This window comes from Bacillus sp. ISL-77 (assembly GCF_018613105.1).
This window is the reverse complement of sequence record NZ_JAGGQY010000002.1, coordinates 120,212-134,488: the sequence shown is the minus strand read 5'-3', so window position 1 is coordinate 134,488 and position 14,277 is coordinate 120,212. Positions and strand designations below refer to the sequence as shown.

Here is a 14,277-nt window from a genome sequence, read left to right as displayed (position 1 = left end):
AGGATGGTTCAGAAAATGGAGAAAACATTAACTAAAGAAGAAACCAGTGTGATGATTAAAACAGAAGATAAGAAAAGAAGTAACATTCAAATAAAGAATAGGGGAAATTTAATCTTTTATGCTGACTCTAGTGAAGTGAATCCAATCGATTCTAAGGATGATTACGACTATGTCAATATTAGTCCTGTTGACCAGAAAAAGCAAAGCATGAGGGGATTTAATGAAGAGTATAACAATATTGTTGATTATATTGTTAAAATAACCCGCCAAATTTGGAAAGAAAAAGATATTGGCTTAATTTATGATACCTACAGTACCGGGGTAAGCATTCACAAAGGCTTAATTAACAGCCATGGAATAAATGAGGTAATTTCCGGAACTCTTCAAACGCTGCATTCTTTTCCGGATCGAAAAGGATTAGGCTGGAGTGTTGTTTGGTCGGGCAATGACCAAGATGGATTTTTTACCTCTCACAGAGGAAGATCAGTTGCGACTAATACTGGGGACAGCTATTACGGACCGGCAACAGGTAAAAAAGTAATGTTTAGAACAACGGCAGACTGCCTTATTCATTCCAATAAAATTTATGAAGAATGGCTGGTAATGGATACCTATCATCTGGTTCAACAATTGGGATTTGACCCGATTGAGGTGGCTAAGAAAGTAGCGAAAGGCACTCAAAAGCTTGCCCCGTCGTTAAGTTTTGGCCTCCCAGAAACAGCTGAAACAGGACTTCCTCCAAAACACTTCATACCTTCATCAGATGAGTTCGAAATTGGGGAATTTATGCTCGATTTGTTTAATAAAGTTTGGGAGAGACGTTCCTTTAACTTTGTCAAAAAATTCTATGAAGATAAAGCAGTGGTTCATTATGTCTGTAACAGAGATTTAGTCGGCGTAAATGAGATTCAGGGGATGTTTATTAGTCTGTTTGCTTCAGTACCAAATGCAAAGTTAGTACTTGAACGGATTACTTGCAATAGAAGAGAGAATGATCAAGATTGGGATGTTGCTGTTCGCTGGCGGTTACAAGGAATGCATGAGGGCACTGGTTATTTTGGGGTGCCAAGTGGAAAACCGATTGATATCTTTGGAATTAGTCACTATAAAGTAAGAAATGAAAGAATCGTAGAAGAATGGCTATTATTTGACGGAATGGAAGTATTGCGGCAAATCTATTTGCCTGAATCAGAAGAAAAGGCATCATCTGAAAATTCTCAAACCGAAGATGGAAATTTTACTGGAGTATCGTGATTAATAGTATTGGGCTAGTTTTTTTAAAAAAAGGAGGAAGTAAGTTGGAATACTTAAAAAAGGCAAAATTATATGAACAGACATTTTCTAATGATGTTGAACAAACAGTAAAAGAAATTATTGAAGTTGTTAAATCTGATGGCGATGCTGGTGTTAAAGAATACGAAAAACGTTTTAGTCAATCGGATCGTCCGTTAAGAGTAAACGATGAGGAAATTGAAAGATGCATCAATACGCTATCAGATGAAGTAAAAGAATTAATTGACCGGGTTGTGGACCGAATTTCGGCATTTTCTCAGGCGCAGCTTGAGTGTCTAATGCCACTTGAAAGAGAATTTGGGCCAGGGATCCAAATGGGTCATCGTATTATTCCAATTGAAAAGATTGGAGCCTATGTACCAGGGGGGAGATTCCCGCTATTGTCATCTGGTCCGATGGTTGTTGCACCTGCAAAAGTAGCTGGAGCTAAACAAATCGTTGCATGCAGTCCGGCAAATTTTAATGGGGGTATCCACCCTGCCGTCCTTTACGGGCTCGTGAAATCAGGTGCAACCGATATATTTGCCATTGGGGGAGCCCAAGCTATTGCTGCCATGGCTTATGGAACAGAATCAGTCCCTGAAGTGGATATCATAGCTGGCCCAGGAAACCGATTTGTTGCAGAGGCCAAACGTCAAGTATTCGGAAAAGTAGGGATAGATCTTATTGCTGGTCCAAGCGAGGTAATGGTTTTTGCAGATGATTCAGCAAATCCAAAAAAATGTGCTGCTGACCTCTTGGCCCAGGCGGAACATGATCCATTTGCAAGAGCCATTTTCGTTACAACCTCTCGTAACCTGGCTAAACAAACCGTGGACGAAATTGAACATTTGCTTCAAGAGTTTTCTCCAAGTTCCCCAGCGCATGAATCATGGTCCAATTTGGGAGAAATTATCTATGCAGAGTCTTTACAAGAAGGAATTAAAATTTGTAATGATTATGCGATCGAACATCTGCATTTACATGTAAGAGATAGTAGACTTCTGATGGAGCAGCTTCATAATTACGGTTCACTTTTTATAGATTCTGATAGTTCAGTTGTATTTTCCGATAAGGTTTCTGGAACTAACCATACATTGCCAACGAATAGAGCTGCCCGATATACGGGAGGGCTGTGGGTAGGAAGTTATGTTAAGGTATTGACCCATCAACAGATTATTGGGGATGGTGTACATTACTTAGCATCACATGCTGCTAAACAATCAGATATTGAAGGTCTTGAGGGACATCGTCTCTCGGCTGCCATACGTTTAGCCTAGGATGGAGTACCAACAGCTAAATAAATTTTTTTACTATGTTACTACATCATGAATTAATCAATCGGGTAAATATATGAATGCGGATTCAAAAGGGGTAATGATTAATGTGAAGGTAGAAATGAAACATAGTATTAATGCATATGATGTCGCAAGAAAAGCTGGTGTTTCCCAATCAACAGTTTCGCGGGTATTAAATAATTATCCACATATTAAGGAAGATACGAAAAAAAAGGTTCTATCTGCCATTAAGGAACTTAATTTTACACGGGATGAGATTGCCAGGAGCTTAGCGGAAAAGAAGACAAGGACAATCGGCTTAATCATTGGTGATATTACAAATCCATTTTACGCTGAGACATCTAGCATTATTATGAAAAGAGCCAATGACCAAAATTATGATGTCATCATAAGCTACACTGATTATCAAAATGATAATCTGGATCAAGCCATTCAGACTTTTATTGGAAAAAGAGTGGATGGGATTATTATTGGTTCAATTAATCGGTCTAATAAAAAAATCAATGAACTATATCAATCTGGTTTTCCTATTATTTTATATAATAGCCCGGTGGATGATTATGAGCATGCCAATTTTGTTGTGCTAAATAATGAAAGAGGTGCTTATTTAGCGACAGAACACCTCATCAATCTCGGTCATCAAAGAATCGCATTTGTCTCCGGACCTGATCGATTTTTGAATCTTTATCAGCGGCACATAGGTTATGTTAATGCATTAAAAAAATATAATATTCCATATAATGAAAGTTTGGTTTATAAAGGTGAATTGACTTTCCAAGAAATTATCACTTTTGTTATTACACGTCTCTTTACTCACAATAGGCCAACTGCCATTTTTGCTGGTTCTGATCAAATCGCATTAGCGATAATGGATGCTGCAGCTAAGCAAGGTCTTAGAATGCCGGAAGATCTTTCTATCATAGGTTACGATAATATAAATTTTTCTGCCAACCATTTAATCAGTCTAACTACTGTTTCTCAAAATATCGTTACCATGGCTACTCTAGCATTGGAAAATCTGCTTCTATTAATTGAGGGAAATGAAGTGATGGAGAAATCTATTCAAATTGAATTAGCACCCGAACTCATTATTCGAAAGACCACAGGTCCTGTTTCCATTTTTTAATAATCCCGACCCTTAAATTTCTTGATTCGTTATGTTAGGTCTAAATCTTTTAAAGACAAGGGCAGGGATAGAGACTAAAGTTGCTTACAACCGTTTCTATTCATGCCCTCATACTATCATTTAATCTGGAAATTTTAGGCGAAAGCTTAATGTAAAAAATGATGATTGAATGAAAAGAACAAATATAATTTTGATATTTTAATAGGAGTGTATGCGGATGGCACAGTTTATAAAGGTTGGAAAATCGGTTGAAGAACTAGCTCAGTCAGAGGAGCAGGTTTACCAAACAGTGAAGTCCATGATAGAAGAGGTTAAGAAAAATGGTGATAGTGCTGTAAGGGAGTTTTCTAAACAATTAGACAAATGGTCTCCAGAGAGTTTTAAACTCTCTCAGGAACAAGTTAAGGAAATTATTAATTCTGTACCTGAGGAAACGATTAATGATATTAAATTTGCACAGGCTCAAGTAAAAAGATTTGCTGAGGTCCAAAAATCATCGATTAGAGATATTGAAGTGGAAACATTACCTGGAATAACATTGGGTCATAAAAATATCCCAATCAATAGTGTCGGATGCTATATCCCTGGAGGAAGGTATCCGATGGTTGCTTCGGCACATATGAGCGTTTTAACTGCAAAAGTTGCAGGAGTAAAACGGGTGATCGCATGTACGCCCCCCATTAATGGAGAAATTCCAGCTGCAACGATTGCTGCCATGTCACTGGCAGGAGCAGATGAAATTTATATCCTTGGCGGAGTTCAGGCATTAGCTGCTATGGCGATTGGTACAGAAACAATCGTACCGGTAGATATGATTGTCGGCCCTGGAAATGCCTTTGTGGCTGAAGCAAAACGGCAACTTTTCGGAATTGTAGGCATTGATTTGCTAGCAGGACCAACTGAAACCTTAGTAATCGCTGATGACAAAGCTGACCCTGAAATGATCGCCTGTGATATTCTTGGTCAAGCCGAACATGGCCCGACTTCCCCAGGAGCTTTAATTACCACCTCTGCCAGGATTGCAAAGGAAACCTTAATTGAAATAGAGCGGCAATTAAAAGTCCTGCCAACTGCTGACGTAGCAAGGGTTGCTTGGGAAGAAAACGGAATCGTTATTGTTGTTGACACACTGGAAGAGGCTGTAGAAGAAGCGGATAAATTAGCATTTGAACATGTAGAAATACTAACTGAAAATTCTGACTATTTCTTAGAAAATCTGAAAAATTTCGGTGCATTATTTTTAGGACCAGAAACGAATGTTGCGTATGGAGATAAAGTGATTGGAACAAACCATACCCTGCCAACGAAGGGGGCTGCACGTTACACAGGAGGACTTTGGGTTGGAAAATTCATTAAGACATGTACTTATCAAAAATGTACTCCAGAAGCGAGTGCCTTTATTGGTGAATACGCCGCTAGATTATGTGAATTAGAAAACTTTATGGGCCATCGTGAGCAAGCTTTACTCCGCGTTAAACGGTATGGCAAGAAAACAGTGACAAGTTAATCCTTGTTTAAAAATCCGGATAGGATTGAAATACATTCAAATACCATTAGAGGGTTCGATTTTTACCCAGAGAAATGAAGTATAACAACATTTTACTTATAAAAGGAGGAAAAAATATTTTGATAACTATAACCAAAGAACAATTTAAAAAGAGAGTGATTCGTTTCGAAGATTTGGTCGCTGACCGAACCGCTTTTATAGATGCGAAAACTCCTGGTTCGGACAGAAAAGAAAACTATACCATTATCGGTCCTGGTGTTTCAGAAAGCAGAAACAGGTTTATCAATTTAGAGGAAGCACATGGATTTAACTTTGGTGCGGCTGGTATGCCGCACGGAATAAAAAACTCGCTTCATTCTCACTTAACTGCAGAGGTTTTTATAGTTGCTAAGGGGACATGGCGCTTTTTCTGGGGTAATGATGGGACAGAAGGAGAGGCGATCTTAAAAGAGGGAGACGTTTTCTCCATTCCTACTAAGATTTTCCGGGCATTTGAAAATATTGGCTCTGACGATGGTTTCTTGTATTGCATTTTAGGTGAAGATAATCCTGGGAAAGTTACATGGGCTCCTCAAGTGCTGCGAGCTGCTGAAGGATACGGACTAGTTTTATTGGAGGATGGACGATTAATTGATACGACAGCTGGACAGGAAGTTCCAGCAGATGCAAAGGTAGTAGTGCCTATAAACGATGAAGAACTGGCTAATGTTCCGAAAATAAACGTAGAAGAAATGAGCAAACAGATTTTTCGCTTCCAAAAACGAGTGCCTCACGAAGTTTCATACTTGGATTGCCGAATTCCTAAAGGAAACAAAAATAGCTACGGGTTGATTGGACCGGGAATGGCGGAGGCCATTGATCGTCCAACAATCCTAAATTATAAACATTCATTTAGCCTAGAGTTAGTGGAAGCTGAACCCGGCAATGGATTCCATACTTTCAAACAACCAGGTAAGCAAGTTGTTTTCGTTCAAAGTGGTGAATGGAAAGTTTCTTTGGGAGAAAGTGGAGAAGACGGAGAAGTCGTGCTAAAAGCTAAGGATATCATGTCTATTCCAAGGGATGTTTTTCGTCGTATTGAAAGTGTAGGAAAGGAAACAGGATTCCTCTTTATTATCAACAGCGGGGACGATCGTCCAAAGCTTGAGTGGGCACCTGAAGTGGTAAGCGCTGCTAGGAAAACCGGCTTATATCTGGATGAAAACAATAGGTTGCTAGAATTATAGATAAGTAATAATAAAATGAAATGGTCGTAACCCCAAGTTTTCTGTTTCAGAACAGCTTGAGGGTTACGATTTTTTCAAAGACTAAAAGTTTTCCATGTTCCATATCAATACTTTTATTTATGAGATAGCAAGCAGATATAAGTGGAGGGAAGAAAGTGGACCATTTTACAGACCTGAAGAGTCAAAAGGTGATTGTTACCGGTGGAAATAAAGGAATCGGAAAGGAAATTGCCCATTCTTTTGCCAAACTAGGAGCAACCGTCATCATTACCGGGAGGGAAGAATCATCCCTTAAGGAAACAGCTGATCAATTAAAAGTATATAATTCCGATTGTTCCTATATTGTTTGTGATATGCAAGATATTAAGAGTATCTATTTAATGGTTGATGAAGCATACTCTCGGATGAAAGGCCTTGATGTTCTTGTCAATAATGCAGGAATAAATATTCCGAAACCCGCGCTTGAAGTGACAGAAGAGGATTGGGATCGGGTACTGGACACTAATTTGAAAGGAGTGTTCTTTTGTTCCCAACAGGTCGGGAAATATATGGTTTCCCAAAGAAAAGGAAAAATTATTAATATTGTTTCACAAATGGCTTTTGTTGGATATGTTAAACGAGCGTCCTATTGTTCTAGTAAAGGTGGGGCAGTTCAGCTTACGAAAGCATTAGCGGTTGAATGGGCTCCTTATAATATAAAGGTTAATGCAGTTGCCCCAACGTTTATCGAGACCGATTTTACAAAAAAAATGTTTGAGGATCAAGATTTTTATCAAGATGTGATAAGCAGGATTCCGCTGGGGAAAATGGCCCGCCCTTCTGATGTCACAGGATCGGTTCTATTTTTGGCTTCTGAAATGTCAGATTTTATAACGGGAGAGACCATTCGAGTTGATGGAGGATGGACAGCTATTTAAGAAGCTGAGGAGGTTCCAATGCTGATTCAGACGATTTTATTAAAATATTATTTTCAAAGAATTGCTTCGGGGAGATTCTTGCTGATTCTTTTATTACTTTCAAAAGATAAAATACATATTCAAGAAAGGGATAATGATGAGTAAAGAAGATTTAATTTTGCTTCCAGGGACACTGTGCACGGAAAGTCTTTGGAAATATCAAATAGAACAATTGTCAGATGTGGCGAATATCCAAGTTGGCGATTTGACACAGAACGATACAATCCAAGGGATGGCGGAATCGATATTAAGAGAAGCCCCATCGGAATTTTGCCTTGCTGGTCTGTCTATGGGCGGGATTGTTGCGTTGGAAATAATGCGCCAAGCCCCTGAAAGGGTCAAGAGATTAGCTTTGCTGGATACAAATCCTACCCCTCCACGCTCAGAACAGATCGCGGGCTGGGAAAATTTTATTGCCATGGCAAATAACGGACGATTTTTGGAAATTACCGAAAAGTATTTGCTGCCTGTTTTAATCCATCCTAATAGACAGAAGGACGATAATTTAGTTAAAACCATTATACAAATGGCTGAAGACATCGGACCTAATGCCATGAGCAGACAAATGAACGCGCTTATGACTCGTCCGGATGTAAGGGAGCATTTATCCTCAATTAAATCTCCAACACTTGTTATTCTTGGAGACCAGGATGAACTTTGTCCCATTGGGATGCATGAATATCTTGCTTCTGTCATTCCTAATGCAGAACTCGCAGTTATTGAAAATTGTGGTCACTTAAGTACGATGGAACGGCCAAAGGAGGTTACAACAGTTTTACGTGACTGGCTGCTTAGTTAGGTAGAGTAAAAATCGTAATACAACACCAATAAATCAGAAATTTCCGTATTAACAATATTGATTAAAGGAGTGAATAAAGTGATTAACAAAGTGAAGGAAAAGATCAGGAATGGAGAAAAAGTACTGGGTGTTTTTCTTGGAATTTACTCACCCTCACTGATCGAGATGATTGGATATTCTGGATATGATTTTGTCGTAATTGATGATGAACATGGGGCGTTTAGTCATTCGGAAATTGAAAACATGGTAAGGGCTGCAGAGTTGGTTAAATTAGTCCCAATTATCAGGGTTTCTTATGATCCATCAAGCATTCAAAAGGCATTGGATCGAGGAGCAAAAGGTATTCAGGTACCTATGGTTAATACAAAAGAAGATGCGGAGCGGGTGGTGAAAAGAGCTAAATTTCCGCCGCATGGACAAAGGGGAGCCGCTTTTGCCATCCGGGCAGCACGTTTTGGAAGGGATGGTGGTGAATCCTATTTTATAGAAGCTGATGAGAATCTCCTAGTCAGTGTTCATATTGAAACACCAGAGGCTGTGAACAACTTTAAGGAAATTATGAGTGTGCCAGGTATAGACATGGCATTTATTGGATCCACTGATTTATCAGTCAGTATGGGATTTAAGGCAGAGGGAGCAAATCATCCTGAAGTAAAACAGTCAATCCATGAGTTGTTTAGAATCGCCAATGAGCATGGATTTAAGGTCGGAACCGTAGCAGCAAACTCAGCAGGAGCAGCGAAAAGTTTCGAAATGGGAGCCTGTTATGTAGGGATTACAGGACACTCGGTAATCATTAACGCTTTCGACCAAGTAGTAAATGAAACTAAGAATAGCAGATGAAAGATGGAGAATTACTAGTATTAGTTAAAGACACATTGAAGGGGTTAATACAAAAAAATGTATTTCTCTGAGCTAAATAAACAAATTTTTGAAAAGAAATAGGATTGTCTAGGCAGATGCAATAAATTCAATATATTACCTGGTGTAAATGAAAAGTGGTTATCCACGTTTGAACTATGTAACTTGGCTCTGCAATCTTTTTGGTTTAAAAGGCGACGATTTATTTTTCCATTCTGAATAAGTAAATTATGTACAAAAATAGATGAGTCGTTAAAGCAGGTAAATCCAATCTAAGTTCGATAGTAAATTAGGCATTAAGGAATTTCCCTGCTTTGTAAAAAAAAAATGTATGTTCGCATGATTTAAAGGTTTTTAAATACTATTAGTTGCGAATCAAAAATTCCATATTTCCCCTAGGAAGTATGACTAGATAAACGCCTTCACACAAAAATAACCTAAAAATCACTCAAAAATACTGGTCAATGTCTGAATGTAAATGGAGGATTGGTAATGAAATGACTATTTTTAGTCAAAGGAAACACGGTCGCACCAAACCGTGTTTTTTTGATAAAAGGGGATTTTCTATATCATCCTTAAACATTTTGAGATGGCATACTGTAGTTGGGATTCTTAAAGGTTCAACTAGATAATAAAATCCCAGATATAAGAGACATAAGGAATATTTATAAGAAAGTGGCAAAAAGTATTAATTAGGTGGAGGAGTACATAGATCAATTTCTCAAAGTAAGATTTCTGCACCTCTAAAATGAAACAGAAGCCTTAATAGAAAACATTTTAGGTAAAAATGGTCATTTTCAAGTGAAACATCTTAAAATTTTTGGACAGTACCATGCAAATATGTTTTATTTTTTTAAGACTATTCAAACTTGCAAAAATGTACAAAAAAGCTAAACAGAAAAAAGACCATATAACAGCGTTTATTTTGGCATGGATGAATATTGCATTCGGTCTTGTATCATTATTGGCAAATTGGATATACAGTCACTTTATTTGGTAACTATATCAAAGTTTAATTCTAAAAAGATTTTGGAGGTGTCAATACATGGTACATAATGAAGAAAAGGAAAAATTACTTCGTGATTACGGTTATCCAGAGCAGTCCATTCCACGATTAGTACAGGAAATAGATTCGATGAGCCTTGATAAGGTGAAAAAACTGATTCTGCCATTTAACGATATTACAGCTGATAAATCATTTAGACGTGATTAGCACGTAAAGTGGCCCCCCAGGTCTGGTGGGTTCGATTCCCACGCAGCCCCGCCAACCTGGATTTATAAGAACTTAGTCAACTACAAAATGATATAGCGTGATTACGATTTAAAGCGACCCAACAGGTCGTTTGTTATTACTTCCAATGTCCTTTTATATGCTTGGAAATTCCTAGGATCATCGTTATCGCAATGATTTTGAGTTTTATTTTGATGCAGAAGTTATGTCCTCAGTATGAGATTGCCCTTTTTGTTTTCCCCTTATCTGCTTTTCGCCTTCAAAAAGGCCGCATAGTTTGCCGCCTCTTCAGGCGGGGCCGTGAGGGATCTCTCATAGCCTTTCCGGAAGCTTCTTTCGTACGCCCGTACAAACCTCTGCCCGAGTATCCGTCGGGCCGCCTGTTCCGCCGTCAATTCCGGGTGGGCATGAAGGTATGAGTAGAATTTCTTCCCGGAAGAAAAAGAGAGATACACCTGCTTGAGAAGCCCTATTTTCATGAGGGGCAGGACGATTTCCTTCTTGTTGTCCATGAACAGCCGAGATTGTGGCATTTGCTGCCAGGCACGGGAAATCCGGAAATTATGTCGGTCTTCTAGCCCCGAACGGATTCCCTCATAATATCCCTCTTCCATCCCCATCTGGATGGGGTCGGGCGGGGCTTGGCCGTCTGTTTGGAGACCGCCGGCGAAAGAGAGGACGGCAAACAGAAAAAAGGCTACCAGGTTCCGTATCACAGCGTTTTCCCCCTTTCTGAGTCAATTCGTCCTCTTTAGTATAACCAGTCATTTCCTTCATATGATAGCGGGGAAGGAGTAGATTCGGTTAGATAAAGACGATAAAGGTTATCCATTTTTGATTGATATGGTTACATTTGTACCTGAGGAATAATAAAATCATCGAAAATCCCTTATAAATCTTAGAACAGTGAGTAGGTAACACTCACAGTGCCTCGCCCATTTGGATTGAAGGCACTTTTTTGGTGATGTAATAATAGCGTTTAAAATAAGTCCATTTAATACGAACCTTGTGAAAAATTGTACTTAAACTATAGGATGCAAAAGTTGAAGATCTAGCTGCCATTTTAGGTGTTTTTTCTTATTCAATTTAAGTAAGAAGTTTTGGTGTAGAAGGATAAATTATGTGGAAATTAAACCAGGGGAATCCATAGGCGAAAAGGTGTAGTGTCGATGTTTAATCGTGTGTTAGCAATATATATCCTTGTTCTAGGAATAATCATTATTGTTATGGCTTTTGCGATATATCAGGATATTAGATATAAGTCTGGGGAACTAACCATTTTAGAGAGATATGAACAGAACAGCACAGCACAGCACAAAAACGAATTATGAACTGGCACATTATGGAGTAGTAGATGCTAAATTTGAAGGGAAAGTGAGAACCGCCCCTCTGGCGTCCTGATCACACCCTTTTAGAGTCATAGTATCAGTATGTCCAAGCATTAGAGATTAATTGCGATTGTTTTGAGTTTTTTGCACCAGAACCCATTTTTTTCTTCTGTTTTTATATTCGGTTTTCTTTTATACTAGAATGATCTTAACAATGAGGTAACCTGTATGGAACATACTAAAAACTTGCTCTTACAAGTATTGATTATTTTGATCCCTGTCTTTTTTTATTCTATGTATTTAACCAATCGTCATCAATTCATCGAAACGAAACGTCAAAAATTAATTTTCAGTTTCTTGGCAACGATTACGTTAGTATTGTGCATGTCCTTCCCGATCTATTCGGATGTAAACGAGCGAAATGACCTACGGTTTGTAGCTCTTATGATAGGTATATTTTATGGAGGTGGATACGCAACAGGTATTGTTCTCACGATCATCTTATTGTTGTATCGTTGGTATTTCGGGGGGGCAGGTTTTTATTCAACGGCATACGAAGTCCTTTTCTTCTTACCCATGTTTTTTTTAGCATATCCACGTTTCATCCAACAGGATCGAGCAGGTCGAATGAAACTGGCTTGGATGATAACATCGGGGATGTCCTTGATCTTCTTCCTCGTGGATTTTCAAGAGATGGATTTTTTTACCCACACACTTCAGGAAATTTTAGCGATATGTGTTGCCACCATCGTAACCGTCTTTTTGATTGAAACCTTAAGGGAAAATGCCCAGTTACACATGGAAGCTCAACAGGCGGAAAAATATAAGATACTCGGAGAATTGGCCAGTTCCTTTGCTCATGAAGTTCGAAATCCCATGCAGACCAATCGAGGATTTCTCCAGTTACTTCTACAATCGCCAATTTCAGAGACGTATAAAAGGTATGTTCAAATTTGTATAGAAGAAGTGGATCGAACGAATGACGTCATTACCGAATATCTTTCGTTTGCCAAGCCAGAAGCGGATACGAAAGAGTCCGTCGATGTTTGCCAAAAAATACAAACAGTCGTCAAGATTCTCTACTCCTATGCTTTAGAACGAAAAGTAAGCATAGACGTCCGACTTCCGGAGCAAGAGTGTGCGATATTGGGTCATCCCCCAAAAATGAAACAAGCCTTCCTCAATATCATCAAAAATGGCATCGAAGCGATGCCTCAAGGTGGTGCGGTTTCCATTTGCGTGAAACAGGAGTCACAGCATGTGATGATCCAAATCCAAGATGAGGGAGTGGGGATGAATGAAGACGAAGTGAAACGTCTTGGACAACCATTTTATTCCCTGAAAGAAAAAGGAACCGGCATAGGACTCATGGTGAGCTATCGCATTATCGACTCGCTTCATGGAAAAATCACCGTCCAAAGCCAAAAAGGAAAAGGAACCACGTTTACCATTCGGTTCCCTCTCCATAATTGTAAAAATATCATCGCCATTAACTGACAAACATGAGCGTTAGCTAAAAATAAAAGTATATGAACCGACAGGAGTTAAAGGGTATTGGATCGTAGATAACCGTACTGAGACAGTTGAAGTGTTTATCTTTATAGAAGTAAGTATTTTTGAAGACTTTATCATCGATTTAAAGAACATATTGGCTGCGGTGAAAAAGGAATTAGCAAAGCATCAATGGTAGTGAAGAAAGATGGCACCATTAATCTGCGAATGTTTATGGATACTACATCCATTAAGCTATTTGTTAACGATGGGGAGCAGGTCATTACCAATCGGATATTCCCAGAGGATACTAGCAAGCAGTTTAACCTATTTACAGAAGGCGGCAAGGTTTGTGTAGATAGCATTGAATCATGGAAGCTAGGTTCTGTGTGGAAGTAAATACTTTTTTTGAAATAAAGATAGAGCTCTAATCGATTAAAGATGATTAGAGCTTTGTTTTTGACTGTTGGAAGTGTGAATGCAGTAGGTTTACACCAAAAATCAACTAATTCCTAACGGTAAAAAGAGCAAAACCATGAAGCTAATCAAAAACAACGCAGAAATGGTTAACTCTGGAAGAACTAGGAAACTATTTATTCACCACTACCGTCAGCAGCAAACCGGAAATACATTAATCAAGAATCTAAATTAACAGTTAAGGAAGCTATTTATAAGTATTTAAGCTAGTTTATCAATCTTCTTGGAGTTCAGGGAACCGATAAATCAGTTGTTTATTATTTTTGGCAGCATTTCGGTAAAAATCTCGATAAACATAAATACTAGTATTAGGATGGCAGGTATGGAGAGAATTGCAAAGCTTAGGTAGGCAAGTTTCAGCTTGCCATTTGATTGGTCGAACCATTTCGTAATGTACTCAATCAGTAAGGCATGAAGGACGGACCCGATAAAGAACGAGGCCGAAAATAAGGCTATTCCTAACGGTGCTTGTGGTCCAAAAAATTCATTGTTTGGATTGGACATAAACAAAGGTTAACAATTAATTTTTGGTCCAATATTTTAGAAGCAACAGGGGACAGTTCTTTCTATAACCTAAGAAAGTTTAAATAAACGCCTTCACAAAAAAAAGGGTAAAAAATAACCAAAATTGCAAAAAACGCCTTCAAAAATCAAATTTGAAGGCGTTTTTTGACGTTTACGCTCAAAAAATGCCCTCAAATTTGA

General features: G+C 38.6%; 16 protein-coding genes. 14 read left to right on the top strand and 2 right to left on the bottom strand.

Annotation, left to right across the window (positions count from 1 at the left end; translation table 11 throughout):
* Window positions 1-15 precede the first annotated feature (15 nt).
* The 11 genes from J7E77_RS00720 to J7E77_RS00680 all read left to right on the top strand — a co-directional run bounded on the left by J7E77_RS00720 (window position 16) and on the right by J7E77_RS00680 (window position 10,258).
* On the top strand, window positions 16-1,254 hold the full coding sequence (locus J7E77_RS00720) for an ester cyclase (RefSeq protein WP_214711700.1): 1,239 nt from the start codon (window positions 16-18) through the stop codon (window positions 1,252-1,254).
* A gap of 44 nt (window positions 1,255-1,298) precedes the next feature.
* Entirely contained in the window at window positions 1,299-2,552 is a 1,254-nt protein-coding gene (gene hisD / locus J7E77_RS00715) for a histidinol dehydrogenase (protein WP_214711699.1), read from the top strand.
* 73 nt (window positions 2,553-2,625) lie between these two features.
* Window positions 2,626-3,696: a LacI family DNA-binding transcriptional regulator gene (locus J7E77_RS00710; protein ID WP_214711697.1), complete on the top strand. Its 1,071-nt coding sequence runs from the start codon at window positions 2,626-2,628 to the stop codon at window positions 3,694-3,696.
* 217 nt (window positions 3,697-3,913) lie between these two features.
* A complete protein-coding gene (hisD, locus tag J7E77_RS00705) occupies window positions 3,914-5,203 on the top strand; it encodes a histidinol dehydrogenase (RefSeq protein WP_214711695.1) in 1,290 nt (429 codons plus the stop codon).
* Between the two features lie 119 nt (window positions 5,204-5,322).
* Window positions 5,323-6,429 carry a cupin domain-containing protein gene (locus J7E77_RS00700; RefSeq protein ID WP_214711693.1) on the top strand — a complete coding sequence of 369 codons (1,107 nt, stop codon included), beginning with the start codon at window positions 5,323-5,325 and terminating at the stop codon, window positions 6,427-6,429.
* A 155-nt stretch (window positions 6,430-6,584) separates the two neighbouring features.
* Window positions 6,585-7,346, top strand: a complete 762-nt coding sequence (locus tag J7E77_RS00695) for an SDR family NAD(P)-dependent oxidoreductase (protein ID WP_214711691.1) — start codon at window positions 6,585-6,587, stop codon at window positions 7,344-7,346.
* A gap of 18 nt (window positions 7,347-7,364) precedes the next feature.
* Window positions 7,365-7,490, top strand: a complete 126-nt coding sequence (locus J7E77_RS31025) for a hypothetical protein (protein WP_285290445.1) — start codon at window positions 7,365-7,367, stop codon at window positions 7,488-7,490.
* Window positions 7,483-8,184 (top strand): alpha/beta fold hydrolase, encoded by a 702-nt coding sequence (locus J7E77_RS00690; RefSeq protein WP_214711689.1) that lies wholly within the window; start codon window positions 7,483-7,485, stop codon window positions 8,182-8,184. The genes J7E77_RS31025 and J7E77_RS00690 overlap by 8 nt, the downstream gene beginning before the upstream one ends.
* Window positions 8,185-8,262: 78 nt before the next feature.
* Window positions 8,263-9,027 carry an HpcH/HpaI aldolase family protein gene (locus J7E77_RS00685; RefSeq protein ID WP_214711687.1) on the top strand — a complete coding sequence of 255 codons (765 nt, stop codon included), beginning with the start codon at window positions 8,263-8,265 and terminating at the stop codon, window positions 9,025-9,027.
* A gap of 850 nt (window positions 9,028-9,877) precedes the next feature.
* Entirely contained in the window at window positions 9,878-10,045 is a 168-nt protein-coding gene (locus J7E77_RS31575) for a CLC_0170 family protein (RefSeq protein WP_374102937.1), read from the top strand.
* 45 nt (window positions 10,046-10,090) lie between these two features.
* Window positions 10,091-10,258, top strand: a complete 168-nt coding sequence (locus J7E77_RS00680; protein ID WP_214711685.1) for a hypothetical protein — start codon at window positions 10,091-10,093, stop codon at window positions 10,256-10,258.
* A 260-nt stretch (window positions 10,259-10,518) separates the two neighbouring features.
* Here J7E77_RS00680 and J7E77_RS00675 read toward each other — a convergent pair whose 3' ends face one another.
* Window positions 10,519-10,992, bottom strand: coding sequence for a hypothetical protein (locus J7E77_RS00675; protein ID WP_214711683.1), 474 nt, complete (start codon window positions 10,990-10,992; stop codon window positions 10,519-10,521).
* 453 nt (window positions 10,993-11,445) lie between these two features.
* Between J7E77_RS00675 and J7E77_RS00670 the strand changes: the two genes are divergently transcribed.
* The 3 genes from J7E77_RS00670 (at window position 11,446) to J7E77_RS00655 (ending at window position 13,494) form a co-directional block, all read left to right on the top strand.
* Window positions 11,446-11,607 (top strand): hypothetical protein, encoded by a 162-nt coding sequence (locus J7E77_RS00670; protein WP_214711681.1) that lies wholly within the window; start codon window positions 11,446-11,448, stop codon window positions 11,605-11,607.
* 225 nt (window positions 11,608-11,832) lie between these two features.
* Complete coding sequence (locus tag J7E77_RS00665; RefSeq protein WP_214711679.1) at window positions 11,833-13,101, top strand: ATP-binding protein; 1,269 nt, start codon at window positions 11,833-11,835, stop codon at window positions 13,099-13,101.
* A gap of 186 nt (window positions 13,102-13,287) precedes the next feature.
* Window positions 13,288-13,494 (top strand): GH32 C-terminal domain-containing protein, encoded by a 207-nt coding sequence (locus J7E77_RS00655; RefSeq protein WP_214711677.1) that lies wholly within the window; start codon window positions 13,288-13,290, stop codon window positions 13,492-13,494.
* Between the two features lie 324 nt (window positions 13,495-13,818).
* Here the strand turns inward: J7E77_RS00655 and J7E77_RS00650 are convergent, their stop codons facing one another.
* Window positions 13,819-14,076, bottom strand: a complete 258-nt coding sequence (locus J7E77_RS00650) for a hypothetical protein (protein WP_214711675.1) — start codon at window positions 14,074-14,076, stop codon at window positions 13,819-13,821.
* Window positions 14,077-14,277: the final 201 nt, after the last annotated feature.